At 40.7% G+C, this 26,648-nt stretch carries 27 protein-coding genes; 6 read left to right on the top strand and 21 right to left on the bottom strand.

Features of this window, described 5'->3' with window-relative positions:
* Positions 1-335: 335 nt before the first annotated feature.
* From H131_RS09850 to H131_RS09835, 4 genes are all read right to left on the bottom strand, one after another.
* Complete coding sequence (locus H131_RS09850) at positions 336-1,166, bottom strand: MBL fold metallo-hydrolase (protein WP_036130057.1); 831 nt, start codon at positions 1,164-1,166, stop codon at positions 336-338.
* Positions 1,154-1,528: a methyl-accepting chemotaxis domain-containing protein gene (locus H131_RS24945; protein ID WP_010858972.1), complete on the bottom strand. Its 375-nt coding sequence runs from the start codon at positions 1,526-1,528 to the stop codon at positions 1,154-1,156. Before H131_RS24945 ends, H131_RS09850 begins: the two co-directional genes overlap by 13 nt.
* A gap of 61 nt (positions 1,529-1,589) precedes the next feature.
* A complete protein-coding gene (locus H131_RS09840) occupies positions 1,590-2,399 on the bottom strand; it encodes a sulfurtransferase (protein WP_010858971.1) in 810 nt (269 codons plus the stop codon).
* 10 nt (positions 2,400-2,409) lie between these two features.
* The gene (locus H131_RS09835; RefSeq protein ID WP_010858970.1) at positions 2,410-6,021 is read right to left on the bottom strand and encodes a dynamin family protein; all 3,612 of its coding nucleotides are present in this window, start codon (positions 6,019-6,021) and stop codon (positions 2,410-2,412) included.
* Positions 6,022-6,506: 485 nt separating this feature from the next.
* Here H131_RS09835 and H131_RS09830 point away from each other — a divergent pair, with 485 nt between their 5' ends.
* Positions 6,507-6,815 carry a DUF4183 domain-containing protein gene (locus tag H131_RS09830; protein ID WP_230491835.1) on the top strand — a complete coding sequence of 103 codons (309 nt, stop codon included), beginning with the start codon at positions 6,507-6,509 and terminating at the stop codon, positions 6,813-6,815.
* Between the two features lie 30 nt (positions 6,816-6,845).
* A complete protein-coding gene (locus H131_RS09825; RefSeq protein WP_010858967.1) occupies positions 6,846-7,166 on the top strand; it encodes a DUF4183 domain-containing protein in 321 nt (106 codons plus the stop codon).
* A gap of 1,496 nt (positions 7,167-8,662) precedes the next feature.
* On the opposite strand, the gene H131_RS09820 is transcribed toward H131_RS09825, so the two are convergent.
* From H131_RS09820 to H131_RS09800, 5 genes are read right to left on the bottom strand one after another with little or no spacing between them, the layout of a single operon-like run.
* Positions 8,663-9,400, bottom strand: a complete 738-nt coding sequence (locus H131_RS09820) for a 5-oxoprolinase subunit PxpA (RefSeq protein ID WP_010858966.1) — start codon at positions 9,398-9,400, stop codon at positions 8,663-8,665.
* Positions 9,401-9,402: 2 nt separating this feature from the next.
* On the bottom strand, positions 9,403-10,275 hold the full coding sequence (locus tag H131_RS09815) for a 5-oxoprolinase subunit C family protein (protein WP_010858965.1): 873 nt from the start codon (positions 10,273-10,275) through the stop codon (positions 9,403-9,405).
* Positions 10,276-10,278: 3 nt separating this feature from the next.
* Complete coding sequence (pxpB, locus tag H131_RS09810; RefSeq protein WP_010858964.1) at positions 10,279-10,965, bottom strand: 5-oxoprolinase subunit PxpB; 687 nt, start codon at positions 10,963-10,965, stop codon at positions 10,279-10,281.
* Complete coding sequence (locus H131_RS09805) at positions 10,958-11,572, bottom strand: pyroglutamyl-peptidase I (protein ID WP_010858963.1); 615 nt, start codon at positions 11,570-11,572, stop codon at positions 10,958-10,960. Before H131_RS09805 ends, pxpB begins: the two co-directional genes overlap by 8 nt.
* Before the next feature lie 9 nt (positions 11,573-11,581).
* Entirely contained in the window at positions 11,582-11,815 is a 234-nt protein-coding gene (locus tag H131_RS09800) for a hypothetical protein (RefSeq protein WP_010858962.1), read from the bottom strand.
* Positions 11,816-12,284: 469 nt separating this feature from the next.
* Between H131_RS09800 and H131_RS09795 the strand changes: the two genes are divergently transcribed.
* The 4 genes from H131_RS09795 (at position 12,285) to H131_RS09785 (ending at position 15,621) form a co-directional block, all read left to right on the top strand.
* Positions 12,285-12,746: a chemotaxis protein CheX gene (locus H131_RS09795; RefSeq protein WP_010858960.1), complete on the top strand. Its 462-nt coding sequence runs from the start codon at positions 12,285-12,287 to the stop codon at positions 12,744-12,746.
* Between the two features lie 442 nt (positions 12,747-13,188).
* The gene (locus tag H131_RS25840; protein WP_010858959.1) at positions 13,189-13,311 is read left to right on the top strand and encodes a hypothetical protein; all 123 of its coding nucleotides are present in this window, start codon (positions 13,189-13,191) and stop codon (positions 13,309-13,311) included.
* A gap of 170 nt (positions 13,312-13,481) precedes the next feature.
* Positions 13,482-13,976 (top strand): cupredoxin domain-containing protein, encoded by a 495-nt coding sequence (locus tag H131_RS09790; protein ID WP_010858958.1) that lies wholly within the window; start codon positions 13,482-13,484, stop codon positions 13,974-13,976.
* Entirely contained in the window at positions 13,960-15,621 is a 1,662-nt protein-coding gene (locus H131_RS09785; RefSeq protein WP_010858957.1) for a b(o/a)3-type cytochrome-c oxidase subunit 1, read from the top strand. The genes H131_RS09790 and H131_RS09785 overlap by 17 nt, the downstream gene beginning before the upstream one ends.
* A 58-nt stretch (positions 15,622-15,679) precedes the next feature.
* On the opposite strand, the gene H131_RS09780 is transcribed toward H131_RS09785, so the two are convergent.
* The 12 genes from H131_RS09780 to eutC all read right to left on the bottom strand — a co-directional run bounded on the left by H131_RS09780 (position 15,680) and on the right by eutC (position 26,643).
* Entirely contained in the window at positions 15,680-17,176 is a 1,497-nt protein-coding gene (locus H131_RS09780; RefSeq protein ID WP_010858956.1) for a carboxypeptidase M32, read from the bottom strand.
* A 327-nt stretch (positions 17,177-17,503) separates the two neighbouring features.
* Positions 17,504-18,526 (bottom strand): serine hydrolase domain-containing protein, encoded by a 1,023-nt coding sequence (locus H131_RS09770; protein ID WP_010858954.1) that lies wholly within the window; start codon positions 18,524-18,526, stop codon positions 17,504-17,506.
* A 33-nt stretch (positions 18,527-18,559) separates the two neighbouring features.
* The gene (locus H131_RS09765) at positions 18,560-19,396 is read right to left on the bottom strand and encodes a MerR family transcriptional regulator (protein WP_036131283.1); all 837 of its coding nucleotides are present in this window, start codon (positions 19,394-19,396) and stop codon (positions 18,560-18,562) included.
* Positions 19,397-20,037: 641 nt separating this feature from the next.
* Positions 20,038-20,982, bottom strand: coding sequence for a malate dehydrogenase (gene mdh / locus H131_RS09760; protein WP_010858952.1), 945 nt, complete (start codon positions 20,980-20,982; stop codon positions 20,038-20,040).
* Positions 20,982-21,335: a BMC domain-containing protein gene (locus H131_RS09755; protein WP_010858951.1), complete on the bottom strand. Its 354-nt coding sequence runs from the start codon at positions 21,333-21,335 to the stop codon at positions 20,982-20,984. The genes mdh and H131_RS09755 overlap by 1 nt, the downstream gene beginning before the upstream one ends.
* Positions 21,328-21,612: a EutN/CcmL family microcompartment protein gene (locus tag H131_RS09750; RefSeq protein ID WP_010858950.1), complete on the bottom strand. Its 285-nt coding sequence runs from the start codon at positions 21,610-21,612 to the stop codon at positions 21,328-21,330. Before H131_RS09750 ends, H131_RS09755 begins: the two co-directional genes overlap by 8 nt.
* Before the next feature lie 37 nt (positions 21,613-21,649).
* Complete coding sequence (locus H131_RS09745; RefSeq protein ID WP_010858949.1) at positions 21,650-22,516, bottom strand: phosphate propanoyltransferase; 867 nt, start codon at positions 22,514-22,516, stop codon at positions 21,650-21,652.
* Between the two features lie 12 nt (positions 22,517-22,528).
* Entirely contained in the window at positions 22,529-23,119 is a 591-nt protein-coding gene (gene pduL, locus H131_RS09740) for a phosphate propanoyltransferase (protein WP_010858948.1), read from the bottom strand.
* 39 nt (positions 23,120-23,158) lie between these two features.
* A complete protein-coding gene (locus tag H131_RS09735) occupies positions 23,159-23,437 on the bottom strand; it encodes a BMC domain-containing protein (RefSeq protein ID WP_010858947.1) in 279 nt (92 codons plus the stop codon).
* A gap of 20 nt (positions 23,438-23,457) precedes the next feature.
* Complete coding sequence (locus tag H131_RS09730; protein WP_010858946.1) at positions 23,458-24,948, bottom strand: aldehyde dehydrogenase family protein; 1,491 nt, start codon at positions 24,946-24,948, stop codon at positions 23,458-23,460.
* 15 nt (positions 24,949-24,963) lie between these two features.
* Positions 24,964-25,614: an ethanolamine utilization microcompartment protein EutL gene (gene eutL, locus H131_RS09725; protein WP_010858945.1), complete on the bottom strand. Its 651-nt coding sequence runs from the start codon at positions 25,612-25,614 to the stop codon at positions 24,964-24,966.
* Between the two features lie 12 nt (positions 25,615-25,626).
* A complete protein-coding gene (gene eutC / locus H131_RS09720; protein ID WP_010858944.1) occupies positions 25,627-26,643 on the bottom strand; it encodes an ethanolamine ammonia-lyase subunit EutC in 1,017 nt (338 codons plus the stop codon).
* Positions 26,644-26,648: the final 5 nt, after the last annotated feature.

The raw sequence follows: 26,648 nt of genomic DNA, 5'->3' as shown, positions 1-26,648 counted from the left end.
TATTTTCACAATCTATTATTTTTATATAACAACAACGCAACATAACCTTGTCGAAAATGTACTTGTAACGCTTTTTAACCTGTTCAACTTTTCACATAGTATTTTTCTTCAGTAAATGAGAAGAATTTCACAAACCAATGTAAGCGCATCCATTGTTACAACTGACTTCGTCACAATTTATCCATATTTTTTCACAATCATTTTTACTATTGTATAGAAACCTTTAGGAATGTAGCATTTCTGCAACAGCACCTGAGCGGTTTACCCGAGCGGTCCTTCACTACACTCGTGCGAACAACTGCTCCTCGCCCTCAAACCACGCAAAAAAAGAGCCCTTAGCGTAAGGACTCTTGCATAAAGTGTTTTGTGAAGGCTGTGATAATATGTTTTGAAGACCACTGTTCACCTGAAGCTTTGGTGATTGGGTAATTGCGGGGAAAGATCGCTTTTGTTATTTCATCGACTGAATGGCCTTGGTCATAATGCTTTCGTACCTCGCCCTCTAATTCCTCTAAGTACGCTATTTTTTCTTGTATTTTCGTGCGACCATCTACTAAAAAGCCGGCATGACAGCAATAAATCGTTTCAAAATCGTAGTGTAATAGTTTTTTTAACGATGCCAGGGTATGTACGATGTTTTCTTCATCTAGCACAACCTTCGTTTTCGTCTGGATATACAAATCCCCTGTAAACATGGCACCGGTTGCGCGATTGTAAAACGATAGATGGTCTGTTGTATGTCCAGGTGTCGAGATAATATCCCATGTAGTGGATTTCGTTTGCAGTGTGTCACCAAACGGCTGGGCCACAAAGGCTGGACGCTCCCCCCACAAAGCCTGTCGATACAATGGATAATCTCCATCCTCTGCACAAATGCCGACAGAATCACGATGAATATAAATCGGCACACCTTTTTGCTGCTGAATCCATGCGGCATTTCCTGAATGATCTTCATGTGCATGTGTCAGTGCTACCTGTTCAATTGTTAGCTCATTATAAAATGATTGAAATTCCTGCGCCAGCGAGTTAGAACCCGTATCGATTAGTAAACCGTCCACAAAGAAACTATAAACACTCATACCGATTCCCTGAACGGCTACCTTGCCATGCGCACATTGCACACCCTGATTCTGTTCAATATCAATGCTTTTCTCTAGTTTATACACCTTTTCTCCCCCTTTTCCCTTTGTAAAAAGAGTGTAGCATAAAATGAATGACGAGTCATTTTCAGAAGTACGTAACTTTGTTGTAGGGGGTGGGGGGTGTTATCCGTCAGTTTCGCGGTTCTATCCGTCAGTTTCGCGGTTCTATCCGCCACTTCCGCGGTTCTATCCGTCACTCCCGCGGTTCTATCTGCCACTTTCGCGATTCTTTCCTTCACTTCCACGATTCTATCCGCCACTTCCGCGGTTCTATCCGTCACTCCCGCGATTCTATCCGCCACTTCCGCGGTTCTATCCGTCACTCCCGCGGTTCTTTCCTTCACTTTCGCGATTCTTTCCGCCACTTCCGCGATTCTTTCCTTCACTTCTCTCAACCTCTGCCTACAGAAAAAAACGCCCACCGAGGTGAGCGTTTCGTTTAATCTGTTATTCGTTTGTGCCTTTTTCTACATCGTACGTTGTAATCCAGTCGCTAAAGCTGCCTGTATAGAGTTGAATATTTTCATAGCCTTCATCTGCCAACACGGCATACAATGGAGAGGCTGTGACACCACTGCCACAGTATACGACCACGTGCTCGTCACGTGCAACTTTCGCACGGAGCGCATCATTTGCTTGGAGTGTACCTTCTGATTTCAAGTGCTCCCAGTCAAAATTTTTGGCAGTGGGAATATGCCCTGCTACCAGATCCAGTGGCTCCACTTCCCCACGATAACGGGCTGCGGCACGTGCATCTAACAGTGTTGCTTGAACATCACCATCTACAATGGCTTTAACTGCTTCACGTGGCGCATATAGGTGATCTTGCCAATTAAATTCAATCGTAGTTGGTGGGTATTTTACAATATCCTTCGTGAACGTTATTTTCTTCTCAAGAGCAGCCACACCACCGTTGACAATCACAACGTTTGGGAAGCCCGCGTACGTTAGCATCCACCAAGCTCGCGGTGCGAAGGGGGATGCGCCCTGATCATAGACAACAATCTCATCCTCATAACGTAAACCTAGCCCTTGAAAAACAGACGCTAACTTTTCCTTACTTGGCATTGGATGACGGCCATTGCTACTCTCCATATCCGATAAATCATGCTCTAAGTCCACAAAAATAGCACCAGGTACATGCCCTTCTTCAAATAATAGTTTGCCCGCTTCTTTGTGCTGTAAATCAAAGCGTGCATCCACAAAACGGACGCCATCAATCTGAATTTCCTCAACTGTTTTGAATACTTTTCCCATTTGAATCACCTCATGCGTATTGTAATTGTGCGTAAATTGATTTCCATGATGCTAGACGGCTTTCCTCTTGTAACGCAAGTCGCTCTGTCGCAATTTGCTCTAATGCCTGGTGGTAAATATGCAGACGTAATCGCTCTGCTTCCTCACCGATAAAGGTAATGGCCCATGTCATTAGCGAGACCTTTTGACCATCTAAATAGTTTTGTGCATCTGGCTTTGTTAATGCTTCCAACGCTTCACTTAACTTCATTTTTTCATTCTTCTCAAAGAAAGCCTTTTGATTGCGGAAGTGAGACTTCACTCCTGTATATTTCGCTATTTCTGCAAAAGGTCCTTCAAAGTTAAGTAAATCGGGCTCAGATGTTTCAAAGGCTAAAAATGAGAAGCTACGATTCAATTCTTTCAGATCACGTACTTCATCTTTAAAGCGTAATTGCATCTTCTTGCTAATGAACTGCGATAAACGGAAGTTCGTCACACGCATTTCCTGTGTAAAGTCAAAACGTAGACTTTGCAGTACTTCTTTTAATGCATGCTCTAATGCTTGCTGTGCTGGCATCGCCGCAAAGGTAGACGGATTGTAGCCTTCCTTAAAGAACTCTGGATAGCGATAGTAGACACGCTGTAAGACGTAATACAGTAATTCATCTAATTCCTGCTTGGTCTCACTTTCCATCATGCTTGTATTCAGCGCACTCAATTTCGATTTTATGTGCTGTTCAAGTGTTGTCAGCTCGGCTAATCGCTCATCCTTACGCTTTAAGTTATCCTCTGTTTGCGCAATTAAATCACCTAAACGTTGTTCTGTTTTGTCTACTTCCTCCGCCAGTGCTTGCACTGCCAATGCACTCAGCTCGTCATTTAAGAAGGTATGGAAGTTCTCCTCAAATGGCGGCATGCCTGATGCAAAATCAGCGCCCTCTACTTTTTCCTTCAAGGCCATTAAGCTGGATACGCCATAAAGACGTGGGAAACGAATGCCAAAACGTTGTAGTTCTGAACGTACATAGCCTTTTACATCTTCCTGCTCTTCATCTGTTGTCGCCAGATCAATGGCATTGACGATAAAGAACATCTTATCGAGCTCAAAGGCATCCTTCACACGCCCTAGCTGGATTAAAAACTCACGGTCTGCCTTGGCAAACGCATGATTATAGTACGTAATAAATAAAATAGCATCTGCATTACGAATATATTCAAACGCAACGCCTGTATGACGTGCATTGATGGAATCTGCTCCTGGTGTATCGACTAATGTCACGCCCATACGTGTCAGCGGGCTATCATAATAGAAATCGATATTATCAACAAAGCAAGATTTGTTTTCTTGCGCAACAAATTTTTCAAATTCTTCGCGCTCGACACGTAACACTTTGCCAAGCTCCGTTTTAAATGTTGGGTAGCCTTCCTTGTAGGCACGAATAAATGATTTATGGACGTTAAGTCGTTCATCTGATAGCTGCACTGCAAGGCCTTCATCTGCACGATTTAGGGCTTCATCTAGTGAAGAAACCGATAAGCCGATTGCAGCATAAGAGCTCTGAATATCCTCTAACATTTGTGCAGCTGTCTTTAACTGGACATCTGCCGTTTCATGGGGATGTTCTGGAGTGACAGGGCGAATTTTATTGATGGCTGCTGTTGTTGGATTTGGTGATACAGGTAATACCTTCGCTCCCATTAATGCATTCGAGAAGGACGATTTCCCTGCACTAAACGCACCGAATAATGCAATGGTAAAATCTTTTTTCTGTAATCGTTCCACTTTATTTTCTAAATAACTCGCCACTTCGGCAAAGCCCTGTACCTCTTTGACTGCATTTGCAGTATGCAGTGCACGTTTAATCACACCATCGATTGGTAAGCTAGTGGCACTAGTAGCTTGCTGTATTTCTTCCTCCTGAAGTGCTACTTCTTTTGGTTTTAACATCGATTCATCAAATAATCGAATTTCGGCTAATGCCTGTTCAAAAGCTTTGTCCCAGAAAGCCAGCTGGTTATTCGCTTCCTTACGAATTTCATTGCTTGCCTGATGCATGACACCCGCACTATATTGTTGGTAACTTTCGATTTCTAATACCGCATTGATAGCGTCTACTTTATCTTGCATGCCAGCCATTTTTAATTTCGCTGGTGCGGCTGTTTCTGTAGCGACCGCTTCTAACGTAGTAGCTTGCGTATCTTTCCACTTATCCGTTTCCTGAATATAATAGCGTTTTGTCGCCTCTGCTACGCGGTTAGCAAAGTTCAACACAGCATCCCCTGTCAAGATCGCACCGATTTGCACTTGCTGTTCAATGAGTGAAAATGGCAAATCAAACACATAAGCATCTATAGCCGCCGCACGCTCTTCACCTAAGGCGCCTACATCCTTTAACGCCTTTTTCATCAGTCCTTTTAAATGCCCAGTTATTTGTGCATGGACCACTTTTTGATAGCTACTAAATGCATCATCTTTACGACGGTTACGCTCTTCCTCGGTTTTTTTCTTGGCCGTAAATAAGCCACCTACCTTAAAACCCTCCTGCTTACTTTCTAGATAAAGACGTAATTTGTCACGTAAATCTGCCGGCATAATGGCTGCATTCGCAAGTAGCTCCTTGCGTTCTTCTTCAAACGTTTCGTTCCATGCCTCGATTGAGAATAATTCTACCTGGCGATTCAACTTATTATATTGCTCTAAAATATCCTGATGGCTTGCCCAATCATCTGCGCTTAAAATGTCTTCATCTAAATCTAATCGATCTTGTCTTTCTTCTATTAAATAATTGTCATGCTCGCTTTGCAATAAACGCAGCGTATTGGTTGCTGTTTGCACAAGCTGATCCTGCCAATCATTCATGCTATCCATCACGATTTTTTTGACAGCTTCAAAATCATTATTTGGATGTTCAGGCTCTCTCAAAGACGTGAAAAATACGCCCCTTGGCTCTACACCCCATGCAGAAAAGGAGTGATGAACCGTGGCCTTAAACTCCTCGAAGCTCAATTCATTTTCCTTATGCTTATCAATCATATTGACGATTAAATAGACATTCGGATTGTATTTCATTAATTGCTTGGTAAATTGAAAGTTCAACTCGGATTGAACGTGATTGTAGTCCATTGTATAAAATACAATATCAGCAATATGAAGAGCTGATTCTGTAGACATACGGTGTGCATCATCTGTCGAGTCAACACCAGGTGTATCCATAACGGTTACGCCAACTGGTAATGTCGAAGTGCTGTGGCCAATCTCAATTTGTGATACCAAATCACCATTCTTACTTAGCTCTTTTACCGTTTTAAAATCATACCCTGCCTCAAATTTCACAGGCTTTTCATTGTGCATATAAACAATTGCAAAATCCTCATCCGATTTATGGACTTTTACGATATTGGCACTCGTCGGAATCGGACTGGAAGCCAATAAATCTTCGCCAGATAATGCATTAATCATGCTCGATTTACCTGCTGAGAAATGGCCTGCAAAGCCAATGACATATTCTTTCTGTTGCAATTTCCGTGCAAAAAGCGATGTTTTCTCCATGCGCTCTGTATCACCATTATGCTGATATATTATGTATTGTAACGAAGCTTGCTTTAAAAGCCCCTCAAGTTGTTGTTCAAATTCTTTCATAAAAACTGTAACTCCTTTACCCTTTAGTTATTCATATTTAGTATTCTACCTTATTCGACATTCAAAGTATAACACTAATTTACTTTAAAAAGCATATATATCAAGGTTTCAGGCGCAATATTCGTATTTCCTTCCATACAAGATACTGCATAAAAAAGTAGGATTTGGTAGGAAAATCTTTAAAGTTTGGATGTACAACCAATCATACAAGAGATTCCATCATAGTGTAAGTTAATGAATATTTTTGTCCGATAGATTTGTTAGCGCACTCAAGACAGATGTTCCTCACCCTTACAGGAAAACGCTTCAAGAAAACCATACATTGTTGTGCTTATAAAGAAGAGGAAGGAAGTGATTAACCTATGGAAAAACAAAAAAGGCGGAAAATATGGAGGGAAATAGAAGAACATCCATGTGAAGATAGAATGCCTTGCATGCAGCGGATAAAGGCGGCGAACTCTGCATGCATAAGCACCCCTCCCCCAGTGAATAACGCTGAAGGAAATATCATCCCCACAGTAAATCGATATTTTTATCTTCCAGTGGCAGATATTGATTTAACGAATGGCGTAACCATTCCTGCGAATTTATTTTACGGTGATGATGGCAACCAAGTGACTGAATTTATGATTTTCCGCCCAAATGGCTACGTTAATCTTTACATCAACGCTGTCATGCAAGAAGGTGGAATTTACACAGTAACGGCAAATTCCTTAACATTAAATCCTTATGCTACAACCATTTATGCAGGAACTCCGATTATCGTGGAGTCACTCGGATTCACAACTACATGACGTGCAACCACTATGAAAGGAGGTGAAAAAATGCCACTTTCCATTATTAATATTAATGTCAATGTGACTGGGTCTTCGACAAGGTTTTTTAATATATTAGCAACAACTTTAACAGTCGCTGACGGTACCACTATCCCTGCTACTGCCTTCCTAAATGATAGTGGAGTTGCTGCAACTACCTTTCCTATCGTAACGAATGGTTACTATAATTTTTATGTAAATGGTGTCTTACAAGAGGGGGATTCGTATACAATTTCTGCAAGCGAGTTAACCTTTAACACGGTTACAGGCCTTATTTCTGCTGGAACGCCATTAGTTGTAGAGGCTGTAGAGTTCGTGACGACAACTTAACATGCAAGAACATTAGGGTTTAGTTATGCGGATTGATAACAATCATATAAAGAAACCACTAAGCTTCTTGCACATTGTGAGCAGAATGAACGATTCACACAAATCAAACATGAGGAACTTTAACGTCCAGAAGGTAACCTTGGTTTCCTACAAATGGATAGATAACGGAAATTAATTGCTGCCTCTAGAATTATATTCGCAACAAAAGTGTGAGTGGAACGTAGCGATTGAAGTAGGAAAAGTTGGTCAGTGACCAAAGGACTGTCCCGATATAAAAGACAAAAGGTAAAGCATTCATCCAACCAGTTGTCGGTATTGTACCGGCGACCGGTTGTTTAGTTTCGCTTATATTCAAATATAGTTATAATACTTTTAATAAACTTTGATAGTTTGTTCTACGATTGCCGTTGTAGTATTTCTTTTGCTGAACGATACGATTAAATGGGGATATTATCAGCATGCGTACCTTTACGGGATATGCTCATGATTATGCCCTTTTTTTCGATATCTTTTGATTTCGATAAGATATGTACACTGAACCTTGATTACTGTGCAGTGTGCATCCCTCAGATAAACAAACACTGAGTGTATCTGCTTCGAGCTTTTGTAAAGGTACGCTTGTTTTAAAATTACGTTTTATAAATTTGCAACGGCATAGAAAGGTTTTCCGGTTTTTATTTTCGTTTATTTACTTTCACTCGACACAGCCATGCTGTGTTACTTATTTATAGAATACAAAATGTAGGAATAGCAGATTTAAAATATTACTTACCGAAAATGCTGGATGAAACAAGCAACTATGAATACATATTTACATATAAAGAAAGTATATTGATTGACGTTACAACTACTCCTACTCCATTAGAACAACTATTTACTGTATAGATATAACAATGCATCGGCCCATAAATCAGGAAAGGCGCTAAACAAGTGGTACGTGATTTAGCAGGCATTCCGATTGATATATCCAATCTCTCTGAGTGGGTTTGTGCCCGCCAAATTTTGAATGATATCACTTGCGTTGGTAAATTAAGTTGAATATTAAATTTCATTTGGGAAGAGAAGGAAATAGAAATTAGTGAGATGGTCGGCATCCGGAGTAGCGCTACAGAGATTTTACGAGCTAAGCATAAAAAGAGAAGGCATTTAAAGACTTAGTCCAAGATCACCAAAGTGACTGTCAGCCTTTAAATACCTTCAATTTACCTAAATATATCCAAATATAACCATATTGTAAATCTAAAGTTGACAGCTATGAACGCATAAGTCTACGCAGGCTTTAACTGTGTACCAATAAATAACAAAATAGAAGACCCTTAGCGTAGGCCCCGCCCATAATCAACGGATTAAATGACATGGTGCGTGCAGTAAAAGTCGACTGTTCTTTAACTTTTTCCTCACAAGGTCTTTTTAGCGCTCCAACCAGTTTGGATTACTTGCTACATGTATAAGTATAGCTGTCATTTCCTTTAATAATTTTTTAAGCCTACCGTTTTCTAATTTCCTGTTTGACCATTCAGCCCATGTATTTTTTTTGCATAGGCGAGTGCATGTGGGCCATCTCCGTGTATACACAGTGTTTGGGCGGAGATTTTGATTTTTTTTTGCTGCACAGACATTACCTCATTTGCTGTGAAAATACCTTTGACGTGTACAAGCATTTCCTCCTCTGTCTGAATGAGCGCATTTGGTTCCAGTCTACTCACTAATGTACCGTCATCATTATAATTGCGATCTGCAAAAGCCTCCTCGTAAACAAGTAATCCTCGTTCTTTTGCAATAGTGGCCATTTTACTGCCGGACAAGCAATATAAAATATATGCAGGGTTTACGTCAAATACCGCCTTCACAATTGCTTTTGCCTTTTCGATATCATTGGCACTTTGATTGTAGAGCGCCCCGTGCGGCTTGACATGATGTAGTGTTCCATTTTCTACAGTGACAAAAGCTTGTAATGCGCCTATTTGATAAACAACCATATTGTAAATTTCCTCTGCACTAAAATCCCTATTACGGCGACCAAACCCCTCGAGATCCGGATAGCCGGGGTGTGCGCCAATATGGACATTTTTTCGTATGGCATTTCTTACCGTACGATGCATAATTGTATGATTACCAGCATGATAGCCGCATGCGATATTAATGGACGTCACATAATCTAAAATCGCTTCATCATTGCCCCTTATAAAAGAATCGTTGCTTTCACCCATATCACAATTTATATCAAATGGCATACCTATCCCTCCATTAGTGCAAATTTCACGGTGTTAAACACACGCATTTGGGCAATTTTATGTAAATCATCTTCATGAACTGTTGCAATTATTGGATAGCCACCAACCGTTTGTGCATCTGCCATTAATATAATTGGTTCCCCATTTTGTGGCACTTGTATTGTCCCAAATTGTGTCGCCTCTGACAGGATATCTTTCTTTTCCTTCAGCTGCAGTACAGGACCTTTCAAATAATAGCCCATCCGATTTCCACCTGTAAATTGGAATGAACCCTGCAATAATTGTTGTTGACTCTCTTCTGTAAATAAATCAAAATGAGGTCCTTTAAAAACGCTTACTGTAATGGCGTTTTTAAAGGTTGGGCGAAATGGTGCATATAGGCCCCTTGTAAATGGCATTGACTCAGATGACTCCGTTCCTTGCCCATACAAAATGCTACCTCTCCTTACTATTTCGCCTATACTTCCTAAGGGAAAACACGAACTACTGGCAAGTATTTGCGCTGTTTGAAATCCGCCTTTAGGCGTTAGATAAACGATCGAGCCAGCACTGACATTTTTTATCGTTAATTTATCTCCCTGTGCTAATTGAAAAGACTTCCACATTTCAACAGGAGTATCATTCACGCAACATTCACTTTTTGCACCCGTTAATACATAAGTGCCCACATTTAAAGCCTCAAATTCAAACCCACCAATAAATAATTCACATGAAGTTTGGTTTTTGTCGTTATTTAAAATATACTGTGCTGCTTGGAATGACACTTTATCCATAGGTCCAGATAGAGGAATACCGTATGCCCGATAGCCGTATCTCCCTTGGTCTTGCAAGCTCCCATATACACCTTGCTTTTTCACCATAAGAAGTGGCTTCAATTGCTACACTCCTTTGCTTTTTATTTCTATAAACTCCTGCTTTGTTATTTCATAAAACCGTACTTGATCCCCAAGGGAAAATAAAAAGCTTTTTTTCTCATGTACATCAAATAAAGTAAATGGCGTTTTACCAATAATATTCCAACCACCAGGTGAATCGAGTGGATAAATCCCTGTCTGTGAACCACCAATGCCGATTGAGCTTGCAGATACTGATTTTCTTGGTTTCTTCAAACGTGGTACAAACAATTGTTCATGTAGATCACCCAAATAAGGAAATCCCGGTAAGAATCCAATTAAATACACAAGGTATGCCTTAGACATGTGCAGTGCTTTTACCTCTTCATACGATAAGCACGTAGAATCCATAACACGTTGCATATCTAAGGCAAATTCTTCATCATAGCAAATTGGAATTTGTAAATGACGACTTGCTACGTCTTCGTCTGTTGTGGACATTTGCATAACAAGCCATTGCTTTTGTAAAACTTTCATATCAATTTTCTGATTTATATACGCCGTAACTGTGTGATAGCTAGCAACCGTTTCAACTAGCTTGTGCTGTAGATTTTTTTTCAGAAACCGATCAAATTTTTGAACTATTTGAAAATTCTCTTGGGATATGTCCTCATTAAATGCAAAACGAACTGTGTATTGGCTAATCCACATTGTATGAGGAAAATCAATCATTTGCAGCACAAATTGTCTCCTTGATACAGATCTCGATACTAGTGATTAAATCTTGAATATTCCATCCTGGTATTTTGCCATGCTGAATGGCCAAATCAAATGAAGCAGGAATATGAATAAATCCAGCAAGAACGCCTTCATTTTGCTTTGCGTAACGAAGCCCTTCATACATAATATTATTACATAAATAGGTACCTGCTGTATTTGAAATTTCGGCAGGATATCCTTCATTGTGTAAACGGTTCACCATATTACGGATAGGCAAATTCGTTAGATAGGCATCGACTCCACCGTCATGAATGCTTTCGTCCACTGGTGTATAACCATTATTATCAGCCTCACCATCTTTAACATTAATCGCAATTCGTTCTGGTGTAATCTTAAAACGCCCTCCAGCTAATCCTAATGAAATGATGATTTGGGGCTCAATATCAGCTATATATTGTTTCAACTGCTGGGCAGATTGCTGAAAATCTACAGACAATATGCCTCCAGTAATCTCATAATCATCCATTACCGTTCCATCCAACGCTTCTACAATTTGCATTGTTGGATTCATTGTATAGTCAAGAAATGGCACAAACCCTGTTAATAATATTTTTGTCATTTTATTCACCTAGATTTCTATTGGACGTTGTTTGATCATCCGCCCATTTTGATTTTGTTTATTGACTGGTGTCGAGACAGCCGCCTCGATAATTGCCTGATTGAATAACATATGAGCCTGAATACATGAATTTAATTTCTCATCATACACAATTTCGTCTGTCACTTCTGATATTATATCAAGTGCCACCCATTGGGGGTAACGTAAAATACTTACAGATGAGTAAGTTAGTGTCGCTTCCATCTCTCGGTACTTATACATTGCCAAGTGCAAAAATATACGGGATTGGTCGTTATACCGATAGTGTTACGAAGGAGATTCAGGCCAAAAACCACAAAAAAAGAGTATGACTCAAAAGAAACTTTGTGTCATACTCACCTTTATTAAAATAATTATCTTATATCGCAATAGCTAAAATGTAAACTTTACTATTTTAAATGTGCAGTCGCCTGTTTCATGACGTATCTCCCCACACCAATATAAATAGCCACTGCTGCACCAATGAATACGAATGTCATTGCTGACCACTCCTTTTCACCCAAATTTAGGACTAAAGAATTACTCCGAAGTAAGTAGAACTTCAATTGATTGACTATGAAAATCATTCTCACTAATATAATATAAATTTCATCCAATTTCGTCAAGACATACTTTCATCTTACCCTTTCAACATGGTAAGATGTAGAAAAGTCGGAAAAAGGATGCGGTAATGATGAGTAATTCGAAGTACTTTCAAACTATTTTAAACGGGACAATCCATGCGTTAAAATCGATACTACCTATGGACATCCAGGTGAAATCGCCAAGTATTATTTCTGAACCCTTTCAACAGCAACAAATGGGCGTATTAATTGGGCTCATTGGAGATTTAAAGGGCCGTGTTATCATTGATTCCTCACCTGAAATATTTAGTGGCATTGGCAACACCATGTTTGGTATGCCGCTTGAAGGAGAAATGTTAGAATCCTTTACAGGTGAGTTTGGAAACATGATTGCAGGTAATTTATGTACGACTGTCGGACAACAAAATATTGAAATTGATATTACACCACCAACTGTCATGGTTGGGAACACAAAATTATATGGCTTTGAAAAAGCCTTTGTACTCCCTGTTACGATTCCAGACATTGGTGCACTAACGGTTCTATTAACAATTGAAGAAGATGAAGAATAAACTAGACTCTTGTGTCGCAAATGATATATCTTATGCCTTAGCATCAAGCGTTTATGAATAAGTTTCGGTATTCGCATAATTAAGAGGGCTGTCCTAAAGTGATAAAATCATCACTTAGGGACAGTCCTCTTTCTTTGTTTAAGGCTTCTGCTGAACGAACATTTCGTATGCATCGCCACAAAGCAATCGTTTAAGTGATGTACTAGGTCTCAATGCTCACTGCGTTGGTCGATCGTCTATAAATGAAACTTTGATAGGAAATCTACTAAAATGCCTTTCTACCTATTCAGAAAATGACTACTTTTATTCCCCTTCTTCATACATTTCACATTTTTTTCACACTTTGCCCTCGAATGTGTGATTTTTTTCACATCAAAACGACACGAATTTCTATATGATGACATTAAGAAAGTCCACTATGAAAGCGTAGGAGGGAGCAACAATGGCCAATAAAAAGAAATCAGAAGATAATCTAAAAGGTTCACTCTATGCAGTGTTCGGAGTCGGCATCATTATTATTTTACTATGGGTGTACTGCTTCAATTTATTTATCGATCGTTTTTAATTTAACGCAGTAACCTACTTTTATCATTCTTGTTAAGTATGACAAAAGTAGTTGGCGTGCGTTAATTCGGTGAAGATTTACCAATGTGTTTTTGCCCATAAGCATAGCTGCAGCGGGTTAAGCATTTTCAGCAAGTTGTAATTGATTTAAGAAAGAAGGGACAGAGATATATGCACTTACATAAGTATGAGAAATATTGGCTAGTGTTTGGAGTCACTACTTTAGTGGCATTCCTCGTTATTCTCGGCATTGGTGCATTCCATCAAGGCTCACATCCGAACAACGGTAAAAAAACACTGGATTACGAGAAAGCAAAAGAAATTGCGCCATTCGATAACCCTGGCGTCCATAAAGTGGAGGGGAAGGATTGGGATTATGAAGTTGTTGTTTTAGCTTCTGCATTCTATTACAATCCCCCTGAAATCGAAGTGCCGCTTGGAGCAAAAGTGAAATTCATCGGTACAAGTGAAGATGTCATACACGGCTTTGAGATTGCCGGCACAAATATTAACATGATGCTTGAGCCTGGTTATATTTCTGAATATGTTACAGAAGTAAATAAAGTAGGCGAGTTTTTAATCGTATGTAATGAGTACTGTGGTACAGGACATACGATGATGCACTCTATGCTAAAGGTGGTGGATCCAAATGAGTCTCACGAATAATTTGACAAAGGTGGATCGTCGTGATGCGAAGCTCGCGATGGCGCATATTTATGTCGCATTTATCGCATTATTATTAGGTGGTCTTGCAGGTTTATTACAAGTGTTTGTCCGTTCTGGTCAATTCACGTTACCAGCAGGTATTGGTTATTATCAAGTTTTAACAGTACATGGTATCTTACTCGGTCTTATTTTAACAACGTACTTTATTTTCGGTTTCCAAATTGCCAGTGTAAGCCGTACTTCTGGTACATTCTCAGCTTTTCAACGTCGTCTTGGTTGGATTGGTTTCTGGCTAATGACGATTGGTACAGCAGCTGCAGCAACAATGGTTTTACTAAATAAAGCAACCGTTCTATATACTTTCTATGCCCCACTCCAAGCACACTGGATTTTCTATTTAGGCTTAACTTTAGTCGTTGTAGGTTCTTGGGTTGGCGGTGCAGGTCAAATTTTACGCTATACGCAATGGCGTAAAGAAAACAAAGGAAGCGGTCAACCGAGCCCATTACTATCATTTATGGTTGTCATTAACAACCTTATGTGGTTCGTTGCAACGCTAGGTGTAGCGGTTTCTGTCCTATTCCAGTTACTGCCTTGGTCATTAGGTTTCATCGAACGGGTTGATGTTGCCTTATCTCGAACATTATTCTGGTATTTCGGGCATGCCCTCGTATACTTCTGGTTATTACCAGCTTATATGGTGTGGTATACGATGATTCCAAAAATAATTGGCGGGAAAATTTTCTCGGATTCTCTAGCTAGACTAGCATTTATTCTTTTCTTACTATTCTCTGTACCAGTTGGGATTCATCACCAATTAACAGAACCTGGTATTGATGCTACATGGAAATTCATTCAAGTTATTTTAACATTTGCCGTCATCGTACCGTCCCTAATGACAGCCTTCTCTATGTTCGCAATGTTTGAATTACGCGGTCGTGAATTAGGTGGTAAAGGTCTATTCGGTTGGTTCAAAAAGTTACCGTGGACTGATGTACGTTTCTTTGTACCATTTATCGGTATGGTATCGTTTATTCCTGGTGGTGCTGGCGGGATCGTCAATGCATCCTATCAAATGAACCAATTAATCCATAACACCATTTGGGTAACTGGACATTTCCATTTAACAATTGCTACGGCTGTCGTATTAACTTACTTCGGTGCTGCGTTCTGGTTAATTCCGCATTTAACAGGTCGTACGCTAACAAAATCTTTAAACAATCTTGGTAATTTCGCTGGGATTTTATGGGCAGTTGGTATGACCATTATGTCTTCTGCTATGCATATCGCAGGTCTTATCGGTGCACCCCGTCGCTCAGATTACTCTGAGTATGGTGGCGCTCAACAAGCATATGATTGGATTCCTTATCAAATTGCGCAAGCAGTTGGTGGTACCATTCTATTCATTGCCATTCTAGTAATCATGTATATCGTTGTAAAACTAGCTTGGTTCGCTCCAAAAGGTGAAGAAGAATTCCCAGTGAGTGAAGTACATGAACACAGTGGCCATACACCTGCCATTTTAGAAAACTTCAAACTATGGATCGTTATTTTAGTGGCATTAATTTTATTTGCATACACCGTTCCAATAATTGATATTATTTCGAATGCACCTCCTGGTTCAAAAGGCTATAAGCTTTGGTAACACATGCATCTTCATTTAAAAAAGCGATTTCTCTGTAATAGAGAAATCGCTTTTTCGTTTATAGCTGATACAGTTTCGTATACTTGTCTTGTAAATAGTTTGCTAGATAGTTGCCATTCAAGCCTTCCCCTGTCGCCGCTTGTAGTAGCTCGAAAGGCTTTTTCAGTGCGCCATATTGATGCACTTTAGCCGTTAGCCATTCACGAATTGGCAGGAGCTCGCCTCTTGCTAGCAGGTCATCAAAGTTTGGAATATCCTTGTCCATCGCATGCTTCCACTGTGCTGCATAAATCAGACCTAAGGCATAGGATGGGAAATAACCAAACATGCCACCTGACCAGTGCATATCTTGCAGTACCCCTTCAGCATCTGTCTGCGGTCGAATGCCTAAGTATTCCTCATACTTAGCATTCCAAACTTGTGGTAAATCTTTAGCTTGCAAGTCGCCATTGAACAAGTCACGCTCAATCTCATAACGGATCATAATATGCAGTGCATACGTTAACTCATCTGCTTCAATACGTATTAGTGACGGTTCCACCATATTAATAGCACGCAGGAAATCGTCTAATGCAACATGACCAAATTGTGCCGGTGAATACTTTTGCAGGCGCTCATAATTATGCTCCCAAAACTTTTCATTTCTACCGACAAAGTTTTCATAAAACAATGATTGGGATTCGTGTATGCCCATCGATGTGCCTTGCGCTAAAGGTAAACCATCAAGCTGCTCATCAATATTTTGTTCATACATGGCATGTCCACACTCATGAATTGTACCAAATATTGCCGAACGGAAATCAGCTTCATCATATTTCGTTGTAATACGGTTATCCCCATGATTTAAACCAATCATAAACGGATGGACACTTTCGTCTAAACGACCAGCATCAAAGTCATAACCAAGTTGCGCTAAAATTTCTAGTGACAGTGCTCGTTGTTCCTCTTGAGGGAAATGCTTAAATAATACGCTGGTATCTGGTTTATTTGATGATGCAGTAATTTTTTGTACGAGCGATACAATCGTTGCGCGTAACTCCCCAAAAACACGGTCTAAAATTTCCGTTGTCATCTCTGGCTCATATTGGTCCAGTAATGTATTGTATGGAGAGCCATTTTTCATGCCCCAATAACCGATGAATTTCTTTTGCCAAGTAATGATTTCTTCTAGATATGGTAAAAATAGCGCAAAATTATTTTGTGCTTTCGCCTCTTCCCAAATCGCTTCCGCTTTCGATTGCAAAATCACGAATTCCTTGTACTCATGTGCAGGAATTTTTTTATTATTGTCGTAGTTTTTGCGCACTTCCTCGACTAAGCGCAGTGTGACATGATCGAGCTCTTCCTTTTGCGCTTCAAGATCCGTAAGCAGCTCCCCTAATTCTTCACTCGTTTGCATGTCAAATAGTGAGGCTGATAGCGTCCCAATCACTTCAGAGCGCTGGGTTAGTCCCTTCTTAGGTGCCCCCGTGCGCATATCCCAATAAATCACACCAAGCGCTTCTTCATAATGTTCCATTTTCTTCACATAGTCTATAAATCGTTGTACGGCCATGCCATCATCCTCCTTTTTCTCGCTACTATTTTATCATATTTTCGAAAATTTTGGATATTATGGACTTTTTAAGTATTTAGCCTCCGGTAAATATACTTGTTGTTGATTCCATGCCTGTATATATTCGCTTTTCCGGAATGTTTCCTCGGTTGATGGGGGGGTTTTACTTGAGGGGTGGGAGGCTCTTGATTGAGTGGGGCTTTCTGCTGATCCGGGCGATGGTGAAGCCTACCTGAGCGCTTCTTCCACACACCCAACTTCACCCCTACCAAGATGTTTCCCCCCACTCTAAACGTACTAAGACCTTGACCCATGGCGAATATATATTTACTCTAGTATTGCTGGCATAATCTGTTCCTTAATGAGCGTCCATCTATCAAGGGGATTCATGATGAATGTAGAGACAATGGCTATCACTAAGTCTTTTTCTGGAATGCAACAAATGACATTGCCGCCATCGCCTAGTGCTAAGTAAGCAGACACCCCGTCCTCTTGTTTTAACCACCATAGGTAGCCGTAGTTATTGGGATTCATCGCAGTAGATTCGCTGATCCATGATGTCGGAATAATTTGCTGATTATCCCACTGACCGCCGTTCAAATAGAGCAATCCAAAACGGGCCATATCACGGGCCGTTAGTGTTAGTCCCCATCCACCAGTGGCATTGCCCTTTGGATCTTCCACCCAGCCTTTCACATTTTGCCCAAATAAATCTTCAAAGCCAAATGATTTCATGTCATAATCAGGGATTGTTCTCATGCCAATAGGACTGAATAAATGCTCGTTGGCAAATGCTCTGGCATTTTTGCCTGTACTACGAGTCATGATGGTTGAAAGCAGATGCGCTCCTGAAGTGGAATATTTAAAAGTACCGATTTCACCCTGTTCACCCAACATGTCTAGGGTGTATTTTACCCAGTCTGCTTGTTGACACAATTTGTCTAATGGCTCATGCCAATCTGCAAATGGATAGGGAGCTGTCATTGTAAGAAGATGGCGTATGGTGATTTCTTGTTTCTGTTTGTCAGTAGCATCAGGAACATATTCGGGGAAAAAAGCTAGCACCTTCTGATTTACATCACTAATATAACCTGCATGGATGGCAATACCAATGAGCGCAGATAGGATACTTTTTGTTACAGAAGCCACATGATACGTGTCATCCGGACCATATCCATGAAAGTATCTTTCATAAGCAATACTGCCATTTCTCACCACAACAATCCCATTGATATTGCTGTACTCAGATTTTATCTTCGGTTCAAGCTCTGAAAGCTTGTTCGCGTCCATTTTCACATTTTCAGGATCTACGGCTTGCCAAGTTGCAGTTGGCCAGTAATTTTTTTGCATGAGACAGTCCTCCTAAAATTTTTGATAGATTCTTTATCTTGTTGCTTTTTTCTTTACAGGAAAGTACACTTCGGTAATCATATCCTCAGGAATAGCTGCGGCTTCACTAGGGTCGGTAATATATACTTCATATGGTGATTTCACCAACTCATAACCTTCATTTTCTATCCATGCCATTAGGTTTGCGTATACAGATGTCAATTCTGGATATCCCCCCTTTAAAACGGACTTCGCACAAAGGCATCCCGGCAAATCTCTCGTTGCTTTGACAGCCTCTTTAACTGGAATAGCAAACTCTGTATCATTGCCAGTAGGATTAAACTCCGTGCTGTGATAAAAAGTCATTGGCATACCTAACATAGTAAGGTTTTCGATTGCAATCTTTTCATATAGCGTGCTGAAATATTTTCCATAGCCCAAATCAAAGTCATCACTACTCAGGATTTGACGCATGTAAAGGATCGTCATTGGCTGCGTTTCAACTAGCTGAACGTCAAACTTGTCAAGGTAAGACATTATGGGTATGCCCTTCTCTATATGTTCAATATCCGTGCTCATTTGTTTGAGGGTATATGCTAACGTATTTAGTTCTCTCTCCATTTCTCTTTTTTTGCGATTAAAAGCACTACAAATTTTCTCTTCTGCTAGATCGGCTTCCAATTCCACCAGGACTTTAATTTCTTCCAGAGAAAAATGATAGGATTTCAAACGATTGATAAAGAGCATCTTTTTTAGTTGCTTGATAGAATAATACCGATAACCGTTTTCAGTATTTATGTCATCAGGCGTAATCAAACCTATTTCGGCATAATATCGCAGCGTTTTAGTAGATACGCCGCATATCTTTGAAAATTCTCCAATTGATAGCAAAAAGCCACCTCCATTCCTTTTTTTATACACATCTTGTTCCATTCAGTTATACACCTTTCCCTAAGGGCAAAGTCAACTTCAAAATTTTGTTTAAAGTAGGCCTGTATACAATTACCAAATATTGTATACATCATCATATTAAACGGCATTACATGGAGTACAGTAGTCTTCACTTTCTATTAAAGGATTTCAAGCATCATGAGACTCCCGTGGTTTTATGTAAAGTAGGCCTGTATATAATCCCCAAATACTGTGTCCTACATCCTAGTAAGCGGAATTACATGATGGATGTTTGCAGTAACGACAGGTGAAACCTTGAACGAAACGTAAGCAATATAGGCTAGTGTTCGACAGCGCACAACGATATATAGTTTTTACTGACCTCTACGGGGATTCGAAGTTTTTGCGTAAATGCAAAAAGCAGTTCCCTCTAACGTTTTCACGCTTGAAGAGAACTGCTGATTCTATATTAATTTTTTTGGGGTTTTCAAGCAAGATATTAAAATGGCTTTCAAGCGTAATTTCTATGGGTTTCGCAATTCAAAATTACAGCAAAGTCTTATATCAGGATATATATTTGGGGATAAATATATATCCAAGTGGCTGAGCAAGCGTGCTATTTATAGTGCTTTGCTCTGCGATTATATATTTTGGAAAATTTTCAATACTTGTTGGACCGCCTCTGCTGAATGATGCAGGGCTGCTTTTTCTTCATTTGTCAGCTGTAATTCGATGACCGATTCGATACCATTTCCGCCTAGAATTGTCGGTACACCTAAAAATAATTGGTGATAGCCGTACTCGCCTTCTAACAGGGCTATGGAAGGAATAATTTTTCGTTGATCTTTCATGATGATTTCCACCATTTGGGCACAGGCCGCAGCTGGTGCATAGTAGGCACTTCCATTACCTAACAAACCAACAATTTCGCCGCCACCTTTACGCGTGCGTTCCACTATTTGCTGTAATCTTTCTTGGGGAATCAGTTTTTCTAGTGGAATGCCACCTGCATAAGAATAGCGAATGAGCGGCACCATTTCATCTCCATGACCGCCTAATACGAAACCTGAGACATCCTCTGGTGCAATGTGTAACTCTTGTGCTACGAATGTGTTAAATCGTGCTGTATCCAATACACCTGATTGTCCGATTACACGATTTTTCGCAAAACCAGTCTCCTTATAGCAAACATAAGTCATGGCGTCTACTGGGTTACTTAGTACGAGCACAATACTTTGTGGTGCATATCTTTTGATTTGAGCGGATACTTGTTTAATAATTTTCGCATTCGTTGTCACTAAATCATCTCGACTCATGCCAGGTTTGCGTGGAATGCCTGCTGTAATAACGACGATTTTTGCATCCGCTATATCCTCATAATTACTTGTTCCTGTTATCGAGACATTGAACTTTTCAATCGGTCCTGTTTGTAGTAAATCAAGTGCCTTTCCCTTGGTAGGATTTTCTGCCTCCGGAATGTCTAACAGTACAACGTCGCCTAACTCTTTTTGAGCTAAAAATAAGCTTAACGTTGCTCCTGTATGACCAGCACCAATCACTGCAATTTTACTTTTTTGAAAAGCCATTACGACTCACCTCGACCTTCACTAGCCGCTGTTTCTGTTGTTTTTTTGGCACGTGCAGGTAACGGCTTTTTCTTCGGGGTTTGTGGTCCATTAATCATGTGATAGACATCATCATCCGGTCTAGGAATCACATGTGCGCCTAGTAATTCACCGACACGCATCGCTGCCGCCTTACCAGCATCGACTGCAGCTTGTACTGAGCCAACATCTCCTTTGACAACGATTGTCACAATCCCACCATCGACAAATTCCTGTTTCACAATGGTCACATCGGAGGACTTAATCATTGCGTCGGCTGCTTCTAACGAGCCGATTAATCCCTTTGTTTCAATCATTCCAATTGCGCTACTCATTTCCCTCACCTCGCATAACTTCTGTAGAATCAATAATGCCGATAACGACTGCATCAATGGGCAATGGATTCTCTTTCATAATGTAACGTGATGACCCACCACTTGTTATGAGTACATCATCTCCAACACCAGCCCCTATTCGGTCTGCTGCCACAATTTCAGTGCGAATCGGCTGTTGATTTGAGTCGATAGGTTGAATGATTAATAATTTTAAACCATTTAACCCTTCTTCCTTCCTTGTCGCCCATACACTGCCAATGACTCTTCCCATTTGCATGCATTCACCCTCTTTACCCTAGGCTAGATTACTCGCTTTACCCAGTGCTAATCGTTAATGTTTTGTTTAACTCGCGTATCTTGTCATAGGCTAATGCTGTGACGATTGTCTTCTTTGAGACAATAATTTCTTGCGCTTCTATTTCAAGTACTTCTCCTTGGGAAAGCAACTTCTTGTCAAAATGGTAGATGGATTTTTCCTCAGCTTGCTTCACCGCTGGCTGTACTTCCATAGGGATTATACGTGCTGTAGACGGTGCATTGACGATTTCAGCCTTGGCACCTTGTTGAATTAAACCCGCATTTGCTTCATCAGTATCAATATGCATTTCTAAGCGATAGCGCTCTGAAACACGAATGATAACATTCGATAAAATGATCGGTCTTATCCCCTCTACCTTGACCTGCACAGACTGCCCATCCACAACTTGAAGTCGACTACTATCCACTGGTGACATATGAATATGTGCTTGGGCAATAATCAGTCCCTCCGATAGCACCACGCTACCCTGTGGTCCAATCAGTGTAATCGGGCTTGAACCTTTAATATCTCCTGAGATTCGCAATGGTGGTTTAACGCCAATTTTCATGGCATCTGTCCAACTAATCTCCACTTGCGATAATGCACGAGCTGGGCCTAAAATGCGTACCCTTTCAAGAGAGCCTTTCGGACCTGCAATCACGACCGTTTCCTCTGCGGCAAACTGACCGGGTTGAGAAAGCTCAAATTTCGGCGTCAATTGATAGTTTTCACCAAATAACAGTTCCACTTCTGCTTGTGCTAGATGGACATGACGTGCTGACACACCAATAGGGATTTTTCCATCATATTGAAGGGAAGGTTGACTTTTTAACACTTGCTGTAATACTTCCTCAACAATTTTTTGCACTAAATTTTCTTGCATCCGACCTCCTCCTTACGTCCATGATTTAATAATTTTCCCTTGCGCCTGTTGCTCTATAAAACCGGCATTGGCTTCATCTGTATCAATATGCATCTCTAAACTAAAATCCTCTGACACACGGACAACGACGCCACGAAAAGTAACAGGTCGTTCACTAGCCACTTCAACAGCTACCAATTCATTGTTTTCTACTTGTAAAGCTAAAGCATCTGCTGGTGTCATATGAATATGAGCCTGTGCAATAATGGCACCTTGCTTTAACGTTACTTCCTTGTCTGCAAAAATGATGTTAATGCTAGCCGAGTTTTCAATGTCACCCGATTGTCGCAACGGGGCTGATAACCCTAATTTCACGGCATCTGTTCGACTTACTTCTACCTGTGTTGCTGCTCTGACTGGTCCTAATACACGTACGTTATGAATAACACCTTTTGGTCCCACAATGGACACGCGTTCTTTTGCCGCAAATTGGCCCGGCTGCGAAAGATCAAAATCCCATGTTAACGTGGCATCGGGACCAAAAAGTGCCTGTAAATCTTCTTCACTTACATGTATATGACGAGCTGAAACGGCCACAGGGAATGTCTTTACCTCTGTTATCAAGCTGGTCACCTCTATATCTAGTAAACTTCTACATTGTTGTTAAGCTTCTGATTTTGGCAAGATTAACTCTAATTCGTTGTGTGGACGTGGAATTACATGGACAGATAATAATTCTCCAACTCGTCCTGCTGCTGCAGCACCTGCATCAGTTGCTGCTTTCACTGCCCCAACATCACCGCGTACTAATACTGTGACAATACCGCCACCAACATGTACTTTTCCTACTAAGTTAACGCTTGCTGCCTTCACCATTGCATCTGCCGCTTCAATTGCCCCTACTAATCCTTTTGTTTCTACCATTCCTAATGCTGTACTCATTTGTCATTCCTCCAAGTAAATTATTTTTTTTGTAAGACAATTTGTTTTAATACTTCATCCACGATTTGCTGAACCACTGTGGTATCCAAAGTTGGTTCTTGTGACTTGATTGTTTCTACTATTGGTGGTACTTCGAACTCTGGTTTTGGTACTTCTACATCCTTAATGCCGTATGCCATGCGCTTGATATTCATTAAATGTCTCGCTGTAATGTTATCGGACGTTATATTGCCTCCGAACGTCCCACATCCTAATGTGAAGGATGGTGCAAGTCCCGTAGTCCCTCCAACAGCACCGATGGACGATAGCGTATTGATGACAATTCGTGAAACAGGCAAATCAATGGCAAACTGCTCAGCTAAGGCTTCGTTTTCCGTATGGATTGCGCAAGAATGTCCACGTCCACCAATATTCAATAAATCAATCATGACCTGTTTCGCTTCTGTACTGCCCTCTACTGTGTACAAGGCAAATATCGGTGAGAGTTTTTCAAGTGAAAATGGAATATTCTTACCAATCATCGTTTCCAGACCGACAAGTACTTTTGTGTCATCTGGCACAGTAATGCCAACCGAATCTGCCAAGCATGCCGCAGATTTACCCACGATTTGTGGGTTCACTTTACCGGGAATCGGCGAAATCAATTTCTCCATTTTCAATTTTTCTGTATCACTCAAAATATAAGCATGGTTTTTCTTTAACTCCGCCAATACTTGCTGTGCAATCACTTTATCTACAATAATGGCCTGCTCTGTAGCACAAATCGTGCCATTATCAAATGACTTACTTTGAACAAGCTGACGTACGGCTTTTGCAATATTGGCAGATTTTTCGATATAGGCTGGCACATTACCTGGTCCTACCCCATAAGCTGGCTTGCCCGAGCTATAGGCTGCTTTCACCAATGCTCCGCCACCCGTCGCTAATATTAAATGAATATTAGGATGCTTTAACAATTGCTGTGTTGCTTCCATTGAAGACATCGTTAAGCATTGCAGTAATCCTTCTGGAGCACCTGCTTTTTCAGCAGCTACTCTACAAACATCCAAAGCTTCCTTCGTACAATTAACAGCATATGGGTGGGGACTTAACACAAGGCCATTTCTTGTTTTCAACGAAATAATCGTTTTAAAGATGGCTGTTGATGTCGGATTTGTTGTTGGAACAATGCCTGCAATGACGCCAAAAGGGCTAGCAATTTCCGTTACTTTTTTCAGGCGATCAACACCAATAACGCCTACCGTCTTTAAATCTTTAATATCTTCATAAACATCTCTTGAAGCAACTTCATTTTTCATTTTTTTATGATTGGGGATACCCATCCCTGTTTCTTGCACTGCCATTTTCGCCAATCGATCTGCCTCTTTAAAAGCTGCGTCCGCAACCGCCTTGACGATCGTATCTACTTGTTGCTGTGAAAATTGTAGATAAGCAGCCTGTGCACTATTGGCACGGGTCACGGCATCTCTCATTTCTTGAATTGCTAGTAAATCTTTATCTAATGTGGCCATTACGCCACCTCCTTTCTAAATCACCGGGTTTCTCGCCAAATTGTCAATTGCTTCCCTAAAAGCATCTGCTGCCGCTTGGCACGACGATTGACTACCACTTAATAAGCCGCCACCAAAATTAGTTTCAGAAGGGGGGCCAAAGAATACCTTGAGCTCCACATCGGCTGCCTTTAATGCTGCATCTAAACCAACAACAGCTTCCAGTGGTGGTGCGATTAAGTAAGCAATAGCTGTTCCTTCTTTTACATTGGCCTGTTCGGCAAGATACGTACCGCAGCTCGCTACAGTATGCGCAAAAAGTGCATGATTTTCATTGTGGAGAATCGCTTCAAAATACGTATCAAACTGTATTTTCTGCTGAATCGCTTCTAAACCACTACGTATTTCATCTGGTGAGCTTCCTGCGATGATGCCAATTACTTCGCCAGATAGCGGGCCCGATGCATGCGCGGCACCTGCATAAAAACTTTTTGCATAGACTACTTCGACATCTGCTTTTTTTGTTGCTTCGTCAAAGGCTACATAGCCAACATCATCAATTGTCAGTGTTACGATGCCAATGCTAGTGTGATTTGGTTTTAAGGCTAATTGCTGTGCTAACTCGTTATTCACTCTAGGAATAATTTGCATAGCTAATATTTCGGCCAATATTTTTTGAGGATTCATGTCGCTTTCCTCCTAACTTTCTTTTGCCACAAGGCCAACACCACTTGCCTTGTACTGCAATATTTTTTCAACAACCGTTCCTAAATAAGCACCTGCCTCTAATGGGGGAATACCACCTTTATGGATGTTCGAAATAACCATCCGGTCAGCTTCTACTGTGCCAAATCTTGGTTTATAGCATAGATAGGCACTCATCGACTCAGCAGAGACAAGACCAGGACGCTCGCCAATTAAATAAACAACCACCTCTGCTTGTAAAAGCTCCCCAATTTCATCCATTAGTGCCACGCGCCCTTTATCGATATAAAAAGTAGTCCCTATGTCAACATTTAAATTACTTAAGCTTTGCTGTAATGCTAAATAGACATCTTGAACATTTGCTTCAATTGCACTTGCACTTAATCCATTCGACATAATAATCTGGACTTGCGGGTTTTTTTGGCACTTACTTTGAATAAGGTCCTTTGATTCGTCCGATAAACGGCGACCTAAATCGGGTCTTGTAATGTATTCCTCTTTGTCAGTTACTCTTGTTGTCACTTGGAAGACATTTAACTGTTTCAATAAATCCTCTGTCACTTCTCCATAGACCGCATCCACAGCAGCTGCATGATCGAGTCGAAACTTAAGCCATGTTTTCGTTTTAGGTCTTGTCCCCGCTCGTCCGACACCTATCCTAGCTGGTGTATGTTTTCTTGCTGCCTGTACACTTTCTGAGACGTTCTCCTCTTCAAATTGAAAGGTTGTCAGAGGGTCCGTTGAGTAAGTCGGCTCATCAAAACTTGGCTCATACGACTGTTGTTGCTTATGTGATGCATTGTTATAAAGCTTAATCAATGTATCTTTAGGTGCTGCTGGTGCGATTGACGCTTCAGCAGGACGCGTGACAGCCGTCTCGTAAAATGGCATACCTGTTTCTTGTGCTTCTTCTATTGGAGTAGCGATGTCTTTAGGTAAATCAGCTGCCGTATTTTGTCCCATCTTTTCCATTACGAGTTGTGTAATCATTGATACTAACTGTTCATTCACATTAA

The organism is Lysinibacillus sphaericus OT4b.31 (assembly GCF_000392615.1).
Lineage (GTDB): Bacteria > Bacillota > Bacilli > Bacillales_A > Planococcaceae > Lysinibacillus > Lysinibacillus sphaericus_B.
This window is presented reverse-complemented; position numbering and strand designations above follow the sequence as displayed.